The following is an 18,022-nucleotide window of genomic DNA, read 5'->3' as shown; positions in this document are numbered from 1 at the left end:
CATTCGCAAAGGAGCAACACAATGAGCAAAGAGATTTCCAACCCCATCGCCACCCCCTCGGTTCCAGCGCCGGACATCCTGCGCTGCGCCTACGCCGAACTGGTCGTCACCGACCTGGCCGCCTCGCGCAAGTTCTACGTCGACGTGCTCGGCCTGCACGTGTCCTACGAGGACGACACGCAGATCTACCTGCGTTCCTTCGAGGAGTTCATCCACCACAACCTGGTGCTGACCCTCGGCCCGGTAGCCGCGCTGAAGGCCATGGCCTTCCGTGTGCGCTCCACCGCCGAGGTCGACGCCGCCGAGGCGTACTACAAGGAATTGGGCTGCCGCACCGAGCGCCGCAGCGAAGGCTTCGTGCGCGGCATCGGCGATGCGGTTCGCGTGGAGGATCCGCTGGGCTTCCCGTACGAGTTCTTCTTCGAGACCGAGCACGTCGAGCGCCTGCACATGCGCTATGACCTGTACTCCGCCGGCGAGCTGGTCCGCCTGGACCACTTCAACCAGGTCACCCCGGATGTGCCGCGCGGCCGCAAGTACCTCGAAGACCTGGGCTTCCGCGTCACCGAGGACATCCAGGACGAAGAAGGCACCACCTACGCCGCCTGGATGCACCGCAAAGGCACCGTGCACGACACCGCGCTGACCGGCGGCAACGGCCCGCGCCTGCACCACGTGGCCTTCTCCACCCACGAGAAGCACAACATCATCCAGATCTGCGACAAGATGGGCGCGCTGCGCATCTCGGACCGCATCGAGCGCGGCCCGGGCCGCCACGGTGTGTCCAACGCGTTCTACCTCTACATCCTGGATCCAGATGACCACCGCATCGAGATCTACACCCAGGACTACTACACCGGCGACCCGGACAACCCGGTCATCACCTGGGATGTGCACGACAACCAGCGCCGCGACTGGTGGGGCAACCCAGTAGTTCCATCGTGGTACACCGAAGCCTCGAAGGTGCTGGACCTGGACGGCAACGTGCAGGAAATCATCGAGCGCACCGATAACTCGGAAATGGCGGTGACCGTCGGCGCCGACGGCTTCTCCTACACCCGCGAGAAGGACGAGACCGGCACCTACCGCGGCCAGGCATCCAAGGGCTTCAAGCTCGGAAACCAGGTCTAAGCACCCACCGACCTAGCTTCCCTGAGCTACTACGTGAAAAACCCGGGGCGCTAGCGATTAGATTCGCTGGCGCCCCGGGGTTTTGCCGTTGCCCTCATTCCCCTTCAGGCCGCCGGGGCGCCACGGAGGGTTCGTGCGCCACTCGCCCTACCGCACCGCCCGGAAACGGAATGCCGAGCCCAGCGCCACGAGGCTGACGATGGACAGCACCGCCAGGTAATAACCTGGTGCGATCGGCTGCCCGGTGGCCTCGATGAGGAAAGCGCAAATCATCGGGGTGAATCCGCCGAAGACCGCCACCGCCGCGTTATAACTGAACGAAAGTCCCGTAGCCCGCGTGGAATCGCTGAAGACGTCCGCCATCACCGAGGGCAGCGCACCGAAATACAACGCCTTCAGCAGCCCCAGGATCGTCATGACGACCGCGAGCACCAGGAAGGTCTTGCCCGCGATCAGCCAGAGGAACAACGGGATAGTCAGCACCATGATCGCCAGCGCCGCCGGAACCATGATGTGCAGCCTGCCGAAGCGATCCGAAAGGTGCCCGACCACCGGGGTGGCGAAGGTCAGGATGACCCCGGAAATAATCAGCGAGGAGAACGAGATCGTAGGGCTCATCCCCAGGTGGTTGATGCCGAAGGTCGGCATGTACTGCAGCACAAAGTTCAGCGCCGTGGAAATGGCGAGCCCGCCGCCGGCCATGAGCACCGAGACCTTATTGGAGCGAAAGAGCTCGCGTACCGGAGCATGCACCGCGGGCACTGCGCCCTGCGGGCCGGTGGCAGGGCGTTCCGGCAACGGTGCTTCGTCGACGTGACGCCGTATCCACCAGCCGGCTGGTCCCACCAGCAGGCCGATGAAGAACGGGATGCGCCAGGCCCACTCGTTCATTTGCTCGGTGGTGAAAATGCTCGTCAAGACGACCACCGTGATCGCGGCCATCAAGGCACCCAACCCCTGGCTGGCGAATTGAAAGCTGCCGAGGAATCCCTTGCGCTCCTTGTTCTGCGCCAGCAGGTAGGAGGTGGCCGCGCCGAACTCTCCGCCGGCGGAGAATCCCTGAACGAGCCGGCCCACGATGAGTCCCAGCGGGGCCAGCATCCCGATCGTGTCATAGCCCGGCATCAGGGCAATGATCGCCGTGCCCAGCACCATGAGCCTGATGGTCAGGATCAGCCCCTTTTTCAGCCCCTTGCGGTCCGCATACGACCCCAGCACCAGCCCGCCCAGCGGACGAATCAGATAGGAGACGCCGAAGACCGCAAAGGCCTGGATGACTTCTACCGCCGGATTATCCGAGGGGAAGAAATTGTGGCCGATATAGATGGCCAGCAGCGCGTAGATGGACATGTCGTACCATTCCAGCGCATTTCCAACGGTGGCCGCGGCAATCCCGCGGGCTGCTGACTGGCGGCGTTGCGGCGCGCCGGAGGCGGCACGCTCCGGCCGTTGATGCAGGCCGGCTTGTTCCTCAACTGGTGATTGCTGGTGATTTTCCATGCTGGGTCCTAAATCTTCTCATTGGTCAACGCCACCGTGCGTGGCAGGTCATTGCGAGTTCCCAGGTCATGGAAGAGTCCGCACATCATTTTCAATCCCTGCCGCAGCACCGATTCCAGGGCGTGCTCATTGGGCCCGTGCTGCTGGCACCCCGGATAGGAGTGCGGGATCCACAACGTCGGCAGGCCCAGAGTTGCTTCAAAGACCTCATTGGGCAGCGAGCCTCCGATATTCGGCAGCACCACGGTGGGCATGCCCGTGGTCTGCTGGACAGAATCGCTGGCCCAGCGCACCCATGGGTTATCGGGGTCGATTCGGCTCGCCGCGAAGCACTGGCCCATTTTCAGCTGCACCATTGGATACCCGGCCTCGTTCAACGCCCGGCGAATCGCTCCCTCCAGCTCATGCATATCTGTGCCAACCACAAAGCGCAGCTGCAATACCGCGCGCGCTTCGCCGGGAATGGCATTAACCGGCCGGGAAATATCGGCGGAGCGAAGGGCGAGTACCTCCAAGGTATTCCAGCCATAGAGCCGCTCAGCGGGGCTCAGGCTGGTGTCGCCCCAATGGGGATCCAGTTCAGGATCCTGCGCGCCACCGCCCACCTTGACCATTTCGAGCGACTGGCGCACCGAGGAAGGCAATTGGCTAGGAAGCAACTCCGGCACCTGGATGCGCCCATGGCCATCGACGAGCACTCCGATGGCACCTGCGAGGGTGGTCGCGGGGTTGCGCAAGAGCCCGCCCCAATTGCCCGAATGGTAGCCGCCCGGACGCAGCGGAACGCTGAGTTCGAAGGTGGCTCCACCGCGCGCGCCGAGAAATATCGTGGGCCGCTCGGCGGACAGCCTGGGACCGTCGGAGGCGATGAACACGTCTGCGGCCAATTGACCACGATGGGCGGCGGCGTATTCCTGCAGGTGCGGCGAACCGATTTCCTCGCCGGCTTCGAAGAGGAAGACGAGGTTGAACCCGAGCGCGCCACGCTGGGCCAGGACCATCTCCAGTGCCTTGAGGTTCACCAAATGCTGGCCCTTGTTATCTGCGGTTCCGCGTCCGTACCATCTGTCGCCCTCGGCGCTCAGGACGAAGGGCTCGCGTCCTTCGTCCCACTGGCCGGCTTGGCCATCAACCACATCGGCGTGCCCATAGCAGAGCACCGTTGGGTGCTGATGGTGTTCGGTGCGCACCGCGCGAAGGAAGGAATTGCCCGAACCTTGCCAGTCGAGATCCAACTGCACCGTGAAACCCATGCGCTCCAGCCTGGCGCGCAATACCTCATCAAGATATGAGTTCATTGCAACTCTCATGGCTGCGTCGGTGCTGACGGTAGGGCAGGCAACTAGTTCGGACAGATCCTCGAACAGCTGGCCCGAATCGACATATTGATCCGCAGTAGCCAGTAAATCTCGTCTATTCTGCATGGTTTCTCCCTTATCCCAGTGAGGTACTGTAGATCACAGTAGGAGATGAATTACGTGCGCACCAGTGCCGTTTCCTGCATGAGGTTTGAGTTAAACGCAAAATGCTAGTCGAGCGGAGTTCCCAGGAATGCAAACGTTGCCGACCGCGCTGCGCTATTTCCACGAAGTGGCCAGCACCGGCTCCATCTCCGAAGCGGCCGAAGCCCAGCATGTTTCCGCTTCGGCCATTAGCCGCCAGATCACCCAGCTCGAGCATCAAGTCGGGTCCGCGGTTTTCCGCCGCCACGCCCGTGGAATGGAATTGACGGATGCGGGAGTCCTGTTGCTGGCGCATACCCGTCGCATGCTGGCCGAGGGCGAGCAGCTGACCCATGATCTGAGCGAACTGTCCATCGGGGCATCGCGGATCATCGAGGTGGTCAGCTCGGAGGGGCTGGCGGCATCGCTGACACCGCGGGCGGTGTCGGCCTTTTGCAAGGAGCACCCCGAGGTTTCGGTTCACCTGAGCGTCTTGCCCTCCGCGGAGGCCACCCGGCAAGTCATCGAAGGAACGGCGGACCTCGCCACAATTTTTGCGCTGGGGCCGCAGCGCGGCGTCAACGTCGAGCATTCCTGCCCTGCGCCGGCATATGCCGTCGTCAGCACCGGGCATCCCCTGGCGGTTCGCACCGAGGTGTCGCTGGCCGAGCTATGCGACTATCCGATGTCCATGCCCGCGAAAGGCATCACCCAACGCGAGCTCTTCGACATAGCCACGTCCATGGCAGGCCTCACACCTAAAATCGCGCTGACCACGGATCACATCAACCCGGCAATGGAGTTTGCGCGCTCCGGAGCCGGGGTGACTCTATTGAGCCATTTCGCCCGCCGCGACGGCCTGAGCCACGGCCTGAAATTCATCCCGATCGACCATCCGGCGTTGGCCGAACGCACCGCGCAGATCCTCACGATGCCAAGGCGGCGACAACCTGCCCTGGTCAGCGCCTTAATTCAGCAGATCGCCGCGCACATGCAGGAATACTAGAGCCGAGGCACCGGGGCACGTCCGTCCCACGGGCCGAAGGCACCTGTGATGCGACTAGTTATCGTCCTTCAGCAATGCCACATCGGACACCATCTCAATATGCTCACCCATGGCGTCGGCGGCGCCTTGGGCATCGGCACGGCGAATAGCGTCGGCGATCTTCTGGTGGGACTCCAGCGAACGCTCCGGACGTCCGGGCTGCCCGAGGGATTCGAGACGGGTTTCAAGGACCATCTCGGCGATGAATGTCATCAGCTTTTGCAGCACGGATGACTTCGCCGCTCCCGTGATCGCCTCATGGAACAGCTCATCCCCGCGCGCGCCGCGTCCGCCATCGCCGATTTCTGCGGCCATCACCTCCAGCGCCTGGTCAATTTTCTGCAGGTCGGCCTCCGTGCGGCGCTCGGCGGCCAGCGCGGCCAGCTTGACCTCCAAGGTGCTGCGCGCCTCGACGATCTCCGGCAAGCGGTTTTTGTGCGCCCGCAGATCGCGCAGCACGGTGGCGACGCTGGGCCGGTACATCAGCACCGCTCCGGTGCCATGCTGCACATCGATGACTCCGAGAACTTCCAAAGCCACCAGCGCTTGTGCGAGAGTCGCCCGCGAAACGCCCAGCTGCTCCGCCAATTCGCGTTCCGCCGGCAGATGGTCGCCGGGACCGAGCTGCTCTTCTTCCACAAAAGTCAGGATCTGCTGCATCAGTTGCTCATAGAGCCGCGGGCGTTGCACCTTTGCGAACTGCCTGGGCTTCTTGGCTTCAGCCACCATCATTCCTTCCTCACGAATGCGTTCTAGCTCAAACCTACACCGAAAATTCGCTTGACAAGACACCGAGAGTCTAGGAGGCTAGGCCAGTGAGCCAGTGATGCCCATCACAGGCAAATCAACGACCACGCAACCTTCAATAAAAGGAATTCCCATGTCTGTCGCGCTTGTTTCCATCATCGTGCTGGCGGTGATGTTCATAATTGCCACGATGTTCCCGATCAACATGGGGGCTTTGGCCTTCGTCGGAGCATTTCTGCTCGGCACGGTTTTTCTCGGCATGGATGCCAAGGACATCCTCGCGAACTTCCCCGGAGGATTGTTCCTGACCCTGGTCGGCGTCACCTATCTGTTTGCCATCGCGCAGAATAACGGCACCATCGACGTCCTGGTGGACAAGGCGGTGAAGCTCGTCGACAATCGAATCTCGCTGATCCCCTGGGTCATGTTCGCCATCACCGCGGCCATCACCTCCATCGGCGCCCTGGGCCCGGCGGCGGTAGCGATCATCGCACCGATCGGTCTGACCTTCGCCCAGAAATACAAGATCAACCCGCTGATGATGGGCATGCTCATCGTGCACGGCGCGCAGGCCGGCGGCTTCTCCCCGATCGCCGTCTACGGCGTCATCGTCAACGGACTCATCGAAGAAGCCGGCTTCCCCTTCAGCCCCACCGCATTGTTCCTGACCAGCTTCGTATTCAACCTCGTCATCGCGGTTGTGCTCTTCCTGGTGCTCGGCGGCAAGAAGCTCGCCGGACAGCGCGCCGGCGCCATTGCCGAACGCGTCGCCGAGGCTCGCCTGTCCGTATCCGTGGGCACCCGCGGGGCCGACGTCGATTTCAAGGGCAGCGGATCGGGCACCTACGGACCGCGCGACCCGGCCGGAGACGGCGCAGCGCCCAAGGCGGCGGGCCAGCGTTTCGGACAGACCATGACGATCATCGGGCTGATCGCCCTGGCCGTGATCGCGCTGGGCTTCAAGGTCGATGTCGGATTCGTATCCATCACCATCGCGGTCTTCCTCGCCCTGGTCAACCCGGCCGGGCAAAAGGGCGCGGTCAACAAGATCAGCTGGTCCACGGTGCTGCTCATCTGCGGCATGCTCACCTTCGTCGGTGTGCTCCAAGAAGCCGGAACCATCGAATACGCCTCCAACGCCGTGGCCACCCTGGGCGCACCGCTGCTGGCGGGCTTGCTGATCTGCTACATCGGCGCACTCGTTTCGGCCTTCGCCTCCTCCACCGCCATCCTCGCGGCGCTGATCCCGCTGGCCATCCCCTTCCTCAACACCGGATCCATCAGCGCTATCGGCCTGATCTGCGCGCTGGCCATCGCCTCCACCGTGGTGGATGTTTCCCCGTTCTCCACCAACGGCGCGCTGGTGCTGGCCAATGCGCCGGAAGGCACGGACAAGGACCGCTTCTACAAGCAGGTCCTCGGCTACGGCGGCATCGTCGTCCTCGTCGGACCGCTGCTGGCCTGGGCCACGCTGGTGCTGCCGGGCTGGCTCTAAGCCCGCACTCCCCATTCAATCCAAGATTTGCTAGGAGGAGCCTTGAGCTCTACGACGGCCGTTGCCGAGAAAATGCAGTCAACCACCGCTGGCCCCTTGAACGGATACGTGGTGCTCGACCTGACCCGGGCGCTGGCCGGGCCCCATGCGGGAATGATGATGGGCGACCTTGGCGCCAAGGTGATCAAGGTGGAATCCGTCGAAACCGGGGACGACACCCGAGGCTGGGGTCCGCCCTTTGCCGGACCGGAGGACAACCCGCAAGCCACCTATTTCCTCTCCTGCAACCGCAATAAGCAGTCGCTGTCGCTGAACCTGAAAGCCGCGGCGGACAAGGAAAAGCTCGTTGAGCTGATCAAGCACGCCGACGTGCTGATGGAGAACTTCCGCACCGGGGTGCTGGAGCGGCTCGGATTCAGCACCGCGGTGCTGCACGAGCTCAATCCGCGGCTGGTGATCATGTCCATCACCGGCTTCGGCCACGACGGGCCCGAGTCCCACCGCAGCGGCTACGACCAGATCCTGCAGGGCGAGGCCGGGCTGATGTCGATTACCGGTTCCGGCCCCGAGGATCCGCAGAAGGTCGGGGTGCCCATCGCAGATCTGCTCTCCGGGATGTACGGCGCCTTTGGCGCCCTGGCGGCACTGCTGGAACGCGAGCAGACCGGGCGCGGACAGGTGGTGCGCACCTCGCTGCTCGCCTCGATCGTTGGGGTGCACGCATTCCAAGGAACCCGGGCCACCGTAGCCGGCCAGAACCCCCACGCCATCGGCAACCACCACCCGTCCATCGCCCCCTATGGCCTCTACCCCTGCAACGGAGGCAAGGTGCAGATCAGCGTCGGCAGCGAAAAACTCTGGCATAAGTTCGCGGCGACCTTTGGCCTGGCACCCGACGATGCCCGCTTCGCCAGCAATGCCGCCCGCGTGGAGCACCGGTCGCAGCTGAACCCGCTGATCGAGCAAGCCTTCTCCGGCTACGGGGCAACCGAACTTCTGGCCCTGCTCGACTCGGCGGGCATCCCCTCGGGCAAGGTGCGGAGCATCGAGGAAGTCTACGAATGGGAACAGGTCAAATCCCAGGGGCTCATCGTCGAGGTCGAGCATGAGGTGCTGGGCAAGATCAGCCTCCCCGGCCCGCCATTGCGTTTCTTCGACCCCGCCACCAGCGCGGAAACCACCAAAACCAGGCATAGCGCCCCACCGTTGCTGAACGCCGACGCCGCGGACATCGAACAATGGCTGGACGCCGGAAGGGAAGAACGGTCATGAACACCAAAACCGCTCGCCTCGGCGCGGCCGAACTGCTCGGCATCGTGCTGGACGAAGGCTCCTTTGAATCCTGGGACAGCACCCCGCACCAGCCCGAGCTCAGCGAAAGCTACGCGGCGGATCTGGACGCCGCGCGGCTCAAGAGCGGTGCCGATGAATCGGTGCTCACCGGCAAGGGAATGATCCAAGGGCGGCCGGTGGCGGTGATCGTCTCGGAGTTCAAATTCCTGGCCGGGTCCATCGGGCAAGCCGCGGTGAAACGCATCGTCGCCGCGATCACGCGGGCCACCAGCGAAGGGCTGCCCCTGCTCGCCGGACCCGCCTCGGGCGGCACTCGGATGCAGGAAGGCACCCTGGCCTTCCTCGGCATGGTTGCGATCACCGATGCGGTGCGCCGGCATAAGGAAGCCGGTCTGGCCTATTTGGTGTATTTGCGCCATCCGACCACCGGCGGGGTGATGGCTTCCTGGGGTTCGCTGGGACATATCACCGTGGCCGAACCCGAAGCGCTGCTCGGCTTCTTGGGACCCCGCGTCTATGAGGCGCTATCTGGGGAAAAGTTCCCCGAAGGAGTGCAGGTCTCCGAGAACCTCTTCCGCAAGGGATTGATCGACGCGGTCGTCGCCCCGCAGGAACTGCCCGAGCTGGTGCTGCGGGCGTTGCGGATCCTGCAGCCGACCGAGGTGAGCACTTCGTTGCCCGCGCCGCTGGGCCGGACGGTGCCCGGCAGCACGCCTGATGTGTGGGAATCGGTGCAGATCAGCCGCAATCCGCGCCGCCCGGATACCCGCATGGTTCTCGCCTCCGCCGATGACGCACTGCCGCTGAACGGGACCGGGCAGGGCGAAAAGGACCCCGGCCTGATTCTCTCGCTGGCGCGCTTCGGCGACCAGCGATGCGTGGTACTTGGCCAGCAGCGTCCACGCCACCTGAGCACCTCCAGCATGGGCCCAGCGTCCTTGCGCGAGGCACGCCGCGGCATGCAATTGGCCCAGGAGCTCGGCCTGGCCCTGGTGACCATCATCGACACCACCGGGGCCGAGCTTTCGGCCGAGGCCGAAGAAGGCGGGCTGGCCGGCGAGATCGCCCGGTCGCTGAGCGAGCTGATCGGGCTTCGCTCCCCCTCGGTATCGGTGCTGCTTGGCCAAGGCACCGGCGGGGCCGCGCTGGCGCTGCTCCCGGCCGACCGGACCATTGCCGCGCAGAATTCGTGGCTCTCGCCGCTGCCGCCGGAAGGCGCGAGCGCCATCATCCACCGCAGCATCGAGCAGGCCCCGCAGATGGCCCGCGCGCAACGCATCGGAGTCGGCTCGCTGTGCGCTTTCGGGCTGGTCGACCACGTGGTCGACGAGCTCGATGAGGCCGCCGGGCACCCGCGTGAATTCGCGCAGAAGCTCTGTGCGGCGATCGCCGCCGAGGTTTCCTTGGCCCGGGTGATTCCCGACGAATACAGGTTGGGGCGCCGGCAGCAGAAGTTCCAGAACCTGGGTACCTTAGGCACCTAGCCGGCGCAGCTTGCCTGCGCTACTCCGTGCAAATCCCGGGGCGCTAGCGATTGAATTCGCCAGCGCCCCGGGATTTTGTCGTTGCAGCACGCTCGGTTAACGGCGCACCGGGTAGCACAGGTGGAGCACCCGGTCGCCCTGAATCACCGCGTCGGGATCCTCCAGCGGGTGCTGGGCGTGGGCCGGCCCGAAGTAGCGCTTGCCGGAGCCGAACACGACGGGAACGACGTCCATGCGCACCTCGTCGACCAGGCCCGCGGCCAGCGCCTGGCCGCCAACATCGCCAGCGGAGACCTCGACGATGCGCTCACCGGCGAGCTCCTGCGCCTTGGCCACGGCTGCGGCGACGCCGTCGGCGAAGTGAAAAGGCGCCTCGGGATCCCAGCCCTCGGGCTTCGGCCGGTGCGTCACGACGACCATGTGCTCGACCCCGCTCGGCGGCTTCCCGTCCCAGCCATCCGTCATGTCGAAGACGTGGCGGCCGACGATCGTCACCCCGATCCGGTCCCAGTATGGCCGGGTGTAGTCGTAGGATGCCTGCGACACCTTCAATGCGCCGCTCTCGTCCAACGGGACTTCGCCGCCGGTCAACCAGTCGAACAGCGCTCCGGGCTGGTCGTTCGCATCCGCGATAAAACCGTCCACCGACACCGAGCCGTACATGACCACCTTGCCCACGGGAGGCTCCTTTGCTTTGGGGTGCCTCATCGTAGCAGTTCCGCATAGATCAGGGTGCAGCGGGCGGACGTTGCCTTGCCTCAGCCGGCCGGCTCGTGGGGCTCGGTCTCGTATTGACCAGGCCGCGGTTCGGCGCAAGGGAACTCCGGCTAGCCGTCCTCGCCCCAGTAGGTATTGCGCCGCGGCTTTTGCTCCGGGTCGATGTGCTTGGGCAGGATCACCCACGGCAGCCCGTCCTGGAAGATGACCTTGATAATTCCGAGGTCATAGGCCGTATGGTGCGCGTCGCAGCCTGGCCCGGAATTTTCCAGGCTCGTATCCCCGCCGTCGGCGTGGGATTTGATGTGGTGGATTTCCACCCGTTCCGGAGGCGTGGTGCAGCCAGGCACCAGGCATCCACGGTCCCGCGCCAGCACCGCCTTGCGCAGGCTCGGCGGAACCAGCCGCTTAGCTCGGCCGAAGTCCAGAAGTTCACCGCGCCCGCCGAACACCGCCGGAATGATCTTCGCATCGCATAGGAGCTTTCTCAGCTCCCCCGGCGGAAGATCCATTCCATGGGCCGTTCGCCCGTGGGCCCCGGCCAGGTTTCGCAGATCATCGAGCTTCATGTGGACGATGACCTCGGGTTCGATGCGGCGTCTCCCGGCGTCCTCTCCGGAGGTGCCCAGCAGTTCCAGGAGCGCATTCAACGCTCGTTCCGGTGGGCTCACCCGCATCTGCGGCGCCTCCGGTTCCCACCGGGCACCGGCCGCCTCGGGAGGCAGGAAGTCCGGCAGCTGGGGCTGTTCGGGCAGGGAGTCCGATCCCTGCGCCGTCCCGGAATGACCCGGGTTTTGCCGTGCGCGCTGGCCGGCCTGGGTTTTCGGGTTGTTCGCCTGGGCGATCAGCGAGTCGAGCATTTCGGCTTCGAGCAACCCGACGCGCAAAACGAATTCAACGACCTGTGGGTTGCTGGTTTGCCTCCGATACATGCCCCGGCACAGCGCCGCAGCGGTGGAGGTCTCGGGATGAGAGCTGGCGATCGTGATCAGGCTGCCGATCTTCTTCTCGGCTTCCTTCTCGGTCAGCTCATCGTGCAGGATCTGTGCCGCACGTTCTTCAACCGCGATTCCGGAGTTGTCCAGCAGCGTCGGCTCGGTCGGGGTGCCTTCAAAGGTGGTGTCTTCCGGTTCGCGGCGCGAGATCTTCTTGCTGGTCTCGCAGACCGCCTCGGGGCTGACCTTCGGATCATCGAGCAGCTGGCCCAGATGCGGGAAGCGCGGCGGCACCGGTTGCCCTGCGGGATCACGACGCCCGATCAGGTCGCTGGCGTCGAGCATCATCCGCCTGGCCCTGGCGTAGCTGATCTTCAGCCAGCTGGCCAGCAGCTCTGCAGGGTCTTTGAAGCAGGAGCGCCCGGAAGCGCGGCGTGCGGCGCGGGTGGTGTCGGCGGGCTGGACGCGCAGTTCGCTGAGCTCTTCGGCTTCCAGCTGGTGCGCGTTGGTGGCGGCCAGCCGATCCGCGGCCACCAGGCTCATCCGGGTGCATTCATCCTGGATCCGCTTCGCGGCGGCCAGAAGTTCCAGGGCCAGGCGTGGGTCTGCGGTGTCCTGCAATGCCCGCCGCAATCCGATGAGCACCTGGGTCTCTTGTTCGATGACCGCCCGCAGCGCGGCCCCGTCGATCCGGCGGCACGCCTCGGCGTCGGTCGGCTGCAGCGTCTCCAGCAGCTGGCCGTACCCGTCGAGGGCCTGATCCAGGTCGGTGGTGTCCATGCAGACCAGTGTGCCCCGATGCGCGGCCTGCCGGGATGCGCCAGAAAAATCTGTGGATAAGTGCGTCCGATCGGGCACCGCGCCGGAACATCCGCTGGCGCAGGAACCGATCGAGGGCCGGACGCGGCTTCTTGGTACGAAGATTTTTCCAGGCTTCCTTGACTCCGTGATGCGCCACGTCTAGGGTCTTGTGTCATGCGCCACGTCGATTTCCACACACAGTCCACGGACTGGTCGATCTCTGTTGCGCGCAATCTGTCCAGCATCAATGCAGCTGAGAAGCTTCGCATAAACTCTCCTCGGCGAACCGCAGGCTACGAGAATGATTCCTGGGAATCCAATGCCATTGGCTGGTGGGGCTGCGAGCCGTAGCCACACGGCACCCGTGTAGGCACTTTTGAACCAGGCCTCAATGGCTTGGTTCCACTTGAGCATGGCTTCGATGCCGGCTCACTCATCCCAGCTCCTTAATCGCACCGCGCCCCCGTTGGCCGTTCAGTCATGTCGTTCGCTCTCTCATCCGCCATGCCTGTTCCCACGCCGCCGGGGTGCCCCTGCATCACCAAAGGTAGAATTTCCATGTCCAAAACCGATGAAACCCGGCCCACCCCTGGGGCGGAAACTGCGCAGGACCGAAAACGGAAAAAGTCTCGGCGGCGGTTGCCCAATCTGGATTTTCGCCGACCCGGATATCCGCATAATATCCACCCGGCGCTTGTTCCGGGTATCGGAATCGACGAACAGCGTCGTCGCTACCAGGTCAGCAAGTTTGTCCTCTGCCTCACCGGGGCACTGACCATTGGATTCGTCGTGTGGGGAATCCTCGATCCGGCCGGCGTTGCCAATATAGCTTCCGCCGCGTTCTCCTGGTCCACGCTCAACCTGGGCTGGCTGTTCAATACCGTCGCCATCATCACCCTGGTCTCCCTGATAGGCCTGGCGATCTCTCCCTATGGAAAAATATGCCTCGGCAAGGACGGTGAAAAGCCGGAATTCAGCACATTCTCCTGGGTCGCGATGCTCTTTGCGGCCGGCATCGGCATCGGAGTACTGTTTTTCGGCCCGTCCGAGCCGCTGACGCATTTCATTGCCCCTCCGCCGTTGACGCACCAAGCGGAAACTACCGAGGCCATGCACGGCGCCATGGCGCAGACCTACTTCCACTGGGGCTTCCATGCCTGGGCCATGTACGCGCTGGTTGGCGGTGCCATCGCCTACGCGGCGTACCGCCGCGGCCGGGCACTGCTCATGTCCTCCATCTTCCGCACCTTATTCGGCCAGCGATATTCGGAAGGCTTCGCCGGCAAACTCATCGATGTGTTCGCGATCGTGGCCACCCTGTTTGGCACCGCGGCGGCCCTTGGCATTGCGGCGATGCAAATCGGCACCGGCATCACCATCGTCACCGGCGCGGGTGAACTGACCAATAACATGCTGGTCATCCTGATTCTCCTGCTGACGGTTGCCTTCATCATCTCGGCGGTTTCCGGGGTTTCGCGGGGCATCCGGTATCTGTCGAGCATCAACATCATCCTCACCGTGGGCATCGTCGGGCTGGTGCTGTTCCTTGGCCCCACGCTGTTTCTGCTCAATCTGCTGCCCTCGTCATTGATGGAATATCTCGGTTCGATGTTCGAGCTGATGGGGCGTTCGCTGTCCTGGGGCGCAGAAACCCAGGAGTTCCAGTCCGTCTGGACCGTGTACTACTGGGCCTGGTGGATCTCCTGGTCGCCATTCGTCGGCTCGTTCATCGCACGCATCTCGCGGGGGCGGACCATCCGGCAGTTCCTGCTGGGCACGATCCTGATTCCCTCGTCGCTGCTCTTTGTCGCCTACGGCATCATGGGCGGCACCTCGATCTGGATGTACCAGCAGGGAATGCCGGGGTTCAGCGCCGATATGCCCGCCCCGCAGGTGTTCTTCACCATGATCGAGAATCTGCCGTACCTGCAGTGGCTGCCGTACGTGGCCATCGTGGTGCTGGCGATCTTCTTCATCACCTCCGCTGACTCGGCCTCGGTGGTGATGGGCATCTTGACCTCCCGGGGCAATCAGGAACCCAGCCGGTGGATCGTGGTCTTCTGGGGCCTGGTGATGTCCGGGATCGCCGTCGTCATGCTCTTGCTCGGTGATTCCTCCGCCTTGGCAGGGCTCCAGCAACTGGTCATCGTCAGCGCGGTCCCATTTGCCTTCATCATGCTGCTGATCATCGTCGCCTGGTTCCGCGATTTGCGGACCGATCCGTTCGCGCTGCGGCACCACTACGCCGAAAATGCGATCAACAACGCGGTATTCGAAGGTGTCGACCGCTACGGGGACGACTTCGCCCTGCACGTGGTCGCCACGACGCCCGGCGAAGGAGCCGGTGCCGATGTGGATTCCACCAGCGAGGAATACACCGAGTGGTATCAGCGCACGGACGAGAACGGACAGCCGGTGGGGTACAGCTACGCCACGGGCGAGTGGGCCGACGGCTGGGATCCGAAAACCGGGGAGATTTCGCTGCAGCCGGTGGTGGACTCCCCGGATAAACCCGGCGGCGAACCGCGGCGTTGAGCCGGTCGCCGGAGGCGCAGCTCAGCTCACGTCTGCGGCCAAGCGAAATCCCGTATGGGCCAGCGAGGTGTCGGCGGTGACGGCGGTGCGTGCCGAGGTCCGGTATCGCCGGCAATACGAGGCGTGGCACATGTGCGAACCACCGCGCACGGCGGGACGCGGATCCTCAGCGGAGAAGATCCCCGAGGTCCATTCCCAGACGTTGCCGGTCATGTTGTAGAGGCCGAATCCGTTGGGCGGATATGCGGCCACCTCCACGGTGCCGACCGGGCTGGTGGGGCCATGCGGGAATTCTCCGGCGAAGGTCTTCATCCGGGCCTGTCCCCCGGGCTCGAATTCGGCGCCCCAGGGATAAGGCTGCTGCTCCAGCCCGCCCCGGGCGGCGAATTCCCACTCTGCCTCGCTGGGCAGCCGGGCGCCGACCCACTGCGCGTAGCTTAGGGCATCGCGCAGAGATACGTGGGTCACCGGATGGTTTGCCCGCTTCAGGGCATCCGAGTCCGGACCTTCGGGTCGCTGCCAGTTGGCCCCGGCGACCGTGCACCACCACGGGGCATGCTCGTCGGGCGTTGCAAGCCTGCGTGTTTCGTTTGACAAGTTCCCGGCGAAGACCAGGGAATCCCCGTGGACTTCCGCATCGCTGCGGTATCCGGTGGCCAAGACGAAAACGGCGAATTCCGCGACGGTTACCGCGGTGGCGGCGATGGCGAAGGGCGGCACGGCGACTTCACGCACCGGGCCTTCGCCATCTGCCCGGTAGGCCAGTTCGTCCTCGCTGCCCATCAGGAAGCTGCCGCCGGCCAATCCGAGCAGGCGCAGCTGTTCCGGAGCCCGGGCCGCCAGGATCTCCAGCTGGCTTGCCTGCCGGGCCGCAGCCGGCACCGGCCGCGCAGGAGGGGTATTCCCCGATCGCTGGGCTCCACAGCATGCACTCATCAACTAGCTCCAATTTCAGTTACTACGAAAGGAAAAAACGATGTCAATCAAACGACCTAACATCATTGTTATCCAAGCCGACCAGATGGCCGCCCAAGCGCTTGGCGCCTACGGAGATCAGGCAGCCAAGACGCCGCATATCGACGCATTGGCCGAATCCGGGGCGGTTTTCGACCGCGCCTACTGTAACACCCCGCTGTGCGCCCCGTCACGCGCCTCGATGATGACCGGACAGATGCCTTCGGATCTGGGCTGCTTCGACAACGGCGACGACTTCGCCGCCTCGATTCCCACCTTCGCCCACCGGCTGCGCGGGGCCGGATACCACACGGCCCTCATTGGCCGGATGCACTTCATCGGCCCGGACCAGCAGCATGGATTCGAGCAGCGGCTCACCACGGATGTCTACCCGGCGGATCTGGACATGATCCCGGATTGGACCCGCCCGCTGGAACAGCGCTTGCAGTGGTACCACGATGCCGCCGCGGTCTTCGAGGCCGGGGTGTCCAAGGCAAGCGTGCAGCAGGACTTCGACGACGAGGTCACGTTCCGTTCCTTGCGCCATCTCAACGACCGGGTGCGGGCGAACCAGGCCGCGGGCGAGGACCTGCCGTTTTTGATGGTCACCTCCTTCATCCACCCGCACGACCCCTATGAGCCGCCGCGCGAGCACTGGGACCGGTTTGCCGACGGCGAGATTCCCGACCCGGCGCACCCCGAGGTTCCCGACCGCGCCCAGGATCCGCATAGCCATCGCCTGCGCGCGATGAGCGGCTTCGACCAGCGCTATCCGGATCTCGACGGCGTGCGCCGGGCGCGCCGCGCCTACTACGCGGCGGTGAGCTACATCGATGACCAGATCGGGCGAATCCGCGCCCAGCTGCAGGCACTGGATCTCGACGACAACACGGTGATCATCGTGATCAGCGACCATGGCGACATGCTGGGTGAAAAGGGGCTGTGGTTCAAGATGTCCCCCTATGAGCAGTCTTCGCGGGTCCCGCTGATCATGCACGGGCCGGCGCATCTGGTGCCCACCGGCCGCTTCGCCGAGCCGGTGTCCCTGCTCGATCTCGCGCCGACGCTCCTGGACTTGGCCGGCATGGAAGCGGCGCAGCTTCCGGGCAGTTCCTTGACGGAATCGATGCGCCGCGCGCAGCGCGGCGCAGCCGGAGCCGGGGACCGCGATGTGGTCATCGAATACCTGGCCGAAGGGACCTTGCGTCCGCAGCTGACCATCGTCCGCGGGAACTACAAGTTCGTGCTCTGCCCGGGAGACCCGGAGCAGCTCTTCGATCTGGCGGCCGACCCCGATGAACTGCACAATGCAGCCACCGACCCGCAGCATGCCGAGGTCGTCGCGGCAATGCGCGGCGCGTTGGAATTCCGGTACGACCTGCCCCGGCTGGAGTCCAAGATCCTGGACAGCCAGTCAAGCCGCCGGGTGGTCGCCAACTCGCTGCAGCAGGGCAAGGTGCACCATTGGGACTACAATCCGGAGCCCGAACAGCGCTACGTGCGCGGCGATTTCTGGAACGCGCTGAAATACGGAACCATCACTGACCCCGAGCGCTAGGGCAACTGCCGCACCCGGCGCTGCCGCTACCGATAACCTTCGAAACTTTCTCTGGAGAACACATGAACCTGCAACCTCAACTAGCCAAGAGCCTTCAAGGCAACCAGAATCCGCGCTTGCACGGCGGCGAAACGCTGTTCATCGACGGCAGCTTTGGCCCGGCCAGCTCGGCCGCGACCAGGCAGATCTTCTGCCCGGCCAACGGTGAGCCGGTAGCCCTCGTCTCCGAGGCCGGGCCCGCGGACGCCGAGGCCGCGATCGCCGCGGCCCGCCGCGCCTTCGACACCGGGACCTGGTCCCAGCTCCCGGCCCCGGAACGCGGTGACTTCCTGCTGCGCGTCGCTCATCGGCTGGCCGAACGCAAGGACGAATTCGCGCTGGCCGA

Annotated in this window: 14 protein-coding genes; 8 read left to right on the top strand and 6 right to left on the bottom strand. The window is 64.5% G+C overall.

Annotation, left to right across the window (positions count from 1 at the left end; translation table 11 throughout):
- The first annotated feature begins 21 nt into the window (after positions 1-21).
- On the top strand, positions 22-1,131 hold the full coding sequence (gene hpaD, locus CQ015_RS13375; protein WP_258134068.1) for a 3,4-dihydroxyphenylacetate 2,3-dioxygenase: 1,110 nt from the start codon (positions 22-24) through the stop codon (positions 1,129-1,131).
- A 147-nt stretch (positions 1,132-1,278) separates the two neighbouring features.
- On the opposite strand, the gene CQ015_RS13370 is transcribed toward hpaD, so the two are convergent.
- Together CQ015_RS13370 and CQ015_RS13365 are read right to left on the bottom strand one after the other, a co-directional pair.
- The gene (locus tag CQ015_RS13370) at positions 1,279-2,631 is read right to left on the bottom strand and encodes an MFS transporter (protein ID WP_105650334.1); all 1,353 of its coding nucleotides are present in this window, start codon (positions 2,629-2,631) and stop codon (positions 1,279-1,281) included.
- Positions 2,632-2,639: 8 nt separating this feature from the next.
- The gene (locus CQ015_RS13365) at positions 2,640-4,055 is read right to left on the bottom strand and encodes a M20 family metallopeptidase (protein ID WP_105554368.1); all 1,416 of its coding nucleotides are present in this window, start codon (positions 4,053-4,055) and stop codon (positions 2,640-2,642) included.
- Between the two features lie 127 nt (positions 4,056-4,182).
- Here CQ015_RS13365 and CQ015_RS13360 point away from each other — a divergent pair, with 127 nt between their 5' ends.
- A complete protein-coding gene (locus tag CQ015_RS13360) occupies positions 4,183-5,079 on the top strand; it encodes a LysR family transcriptional regulator (RefSeq protein ID WP_105650333.1) in 897 nt (298 codons plus the stop codon).
- A gap of 54 nt (positions 5,080-5,133) precedes the next feature.
- On the opposite strand, the gene CQ015_RS13355 is transcribed toward CQ015_RS13360, so the two are convergent.
- A complete protein-coding gene (locus CQ015_RS13355) occupies positions 5,134-5,844 on the bottom strand; it encodes a FadR/GntR family transcriptional regulator (RefSeq protein ID WP_258138515.1) in 711 nt (236 codons plus the stop codon).
- Between the two features lie 154 nt (positions 5,845-5,998).
- Here CQ015_RS13355 and CQ015_RS13350 point away from each other — a divergent pair, with 154 nt between their 5' ends.
- The 3 genes from CQ015_RS13350 (at position 5,999) to CQ015_RS13340 (ending at position 10,137) form a co-directional block, all read left to right on the top strand.
- Positions 5,999-7,360, top strand: coding sequence for an SLC13 family permease (locus CQ015_RS13350; protein WP_105650332.1), 1,362 nt, complete (start codon positions 5,999-6,001; stop codon positions 7,358-7,360).
- Between the two features lie 72 nt (positions 7,361-7,432).
- Positions 7,433-8,632: a CaiB/BaiF CoA-transferase family protein gene (locus CQ015_RS13345; RefSeq protein ID WP_105650331.1), complete on the top strand. Its 1,200-nt coding sequence runs from the start codon at positions 7,433-7,435 to the stop codon at positions 8,630-8,632.
- Positions 8,629-10,137 (top strand): carboxyl transferase domain-containing protein, encoded by a 1,509-nt coding sequence (locus CQ015_RS13340; protein WP_105650330.1) that lies wholly within the window; start codon positions 8,629-8,631, stop codon positions 10,135-10,137. Before CQ015_RS13345 ends, CQ015_RS13340 begins: the two co-directional genes overlap by 4 nt.
- A gap of 96 nt (positions 10,138-10,233) precedes the next feature.
- On the opposite strand, the gene CQ015_RS13335 is transcribed toward CQ015_RS13340, so the two are convergent.
- The gene (locus CQ015_RS13335; RefSeq protein WP_105570141.1) at positions 10,234-10,815 is read right to left on the bottom strand and encodes a dihydrofolate reductase family protein; all 582 of its coding nucleotides are present in this window, start codon (positions 10,813-10,815) and stop codon (positions 10,234-10,236) included.
- Positions 10,816-10,964: 149 nt separating this feature from the next.
- Entirely contained in the window at positions 10,965-12,569 is a 1,605-nt protein-coding gene (locus tag CQ015_RS13330) for an HNH endonuclease signature motif containing protein (protein ID WP_105650329.1), read from the bottom strand.
- A 579-nt stretch (positions 12,570-13,148) separates the two neighbouring features.
- On the opposite strand from CQ015_RS13330, the gene CQ015_RS13325 reads away from it, so the two are divergent.
- Positions 13,149-15,125, top strand: coding sequence for a BCCT family transporter (locus tag CQ015_RS13325; RefSeq protein WP_105650328.1), 1,977 nt, complete (start codon positions 13,149-13,151; stop codon positions 15,123-15,125).
- Between the two features lie 21 nt (positions 15,126-15,146).
- Here the strand turns inward: CQ015_RS13325 and CQ015_RS13320 are convergent, their stop codons facing one another.
- The gene (locus CQ015_RS13320; protein ID WP_105554360.1) at positions 15,147-16,061 is read right to left on the bottom strand and encodes a formylglycine-generating enzyme family protein; all 915 of its coding nucleotides are present in this window, start codon (positions 16,059-16,061) and stop codon (positions 15,147-15,149) included.
- Positions 16,062-16,101: 40 nt separating this feature from the next.
- On the opposite strand from CQ015_RS13320, the gene betC reads away from it, so the two are divergent.
- The gene (betC, locus tag CQ015_RS13315) at positions 16,102-17,637 is read left to right on the top strand and encodes a choline-sulfatase (protein WP_105554359.1); all 1,536 of its coding nucleotides are present in this window, start codon (positions 16,102-16,104) and stop codon (positions 17,635-17,637) included.
- A gap of 62 nt (positions 17,638-17,699) precedes the next feature.
- The coding region (locus tag CQ015_RS13310) for an aldehyde dehydrogenase family protein (RefSeq protein ID WP_146114060.1) at positions 17,700-18,022 on the top strand (323 nt) is incomplete at its 3' end.

Source organism: Arthrobacter sp. MYb221 (genome assembly GCF_002979835.1).
In the GTDB taxonomy this organism is placed as follows: domain Bacteria; phylum Actinomycetota; class Actinomycetes; order Actinomycetales; family Micrococcaceae; genus Glutamicibacter.
Note: the sequence above shows the minus strand (reverse complement) of the source record. Positions and strands in the feature narration are given on the sequence as shown.

Coding starts and splice junctions, on each gene's coding strand:
- hpaD (WP_258134068.1), top strand. CDS start 22: ATGAGCAAAGAGATTTCCAACCCCATCGCCACCCCCTCGGTTCCAGCG.
- CQ015_RS13370 (WP_105650334.1), bottom strand. CDS start 2,631: ATGGAAAATCACCAGCAATCACCAGTTGAGGAACAAGCCGGCCTGCAT.
- CQ015_RS13365 (WP_105554368.1), bottom strand. CDS start 4,055: ATGCAGAATAGACGAGATTTACTGGCTACTGCGGATCAATATGTCGAT.
- CQ015_RS13360 (WP_105650333.1), top strand. CDS start 4,183: ATGCAAACGTTGCCGACCGCGCTGCGCTATTTCCACGAAGTGGCCAGC.
- CQ015_RS13350 (WP_105650332.1), top strand. CDS start 5,999: ATGTCTGTCGCGCTTGTTTCCATCATCGTGCTGGCGGTGATGTTCATA.
- CQ015_RS13345 (WP_105650331.1), top strand. CDS start 7,433: ATGCAGTCAACCACCGCTGGCCCCTTGAACGGATACGTGGTGCTCGAC.
- CQ015_RS13340 (WP_105650330.1), top strand. CDS start 8,629: ATGAACACCAAAACCGCTCGCCTCGGCGCGGCCGAACTGCTCGGCATC.
- CQ015_RS13330 (WP_105650329.1), bottom strand. CDS start 12,569: ATGGACACCACCGACCTGGATCAGGCCCTCGACGGGTACGGCCAGCTG.
- CQ015_RS13325 (WP_105650328.1), top strand. CDS start 13,149: ATGTCCAAAACCGATGAAACCCGGCCCACCCCTGGGGCGGAAACTGCG.
- CQ015_RS13320 (WP_105554360.1), bottom strand. CDS start 16,061: ATGAGTGCATGCTGTGGAGCCCAGCGATCGGGGAATACCCCTCCTGCG.
- betC (WP_105554359.1), top strand. CDS start 16,102: ATGTCAATCAAACGACCTAACATCATTGTTATCCAAGCCGACCAGATG.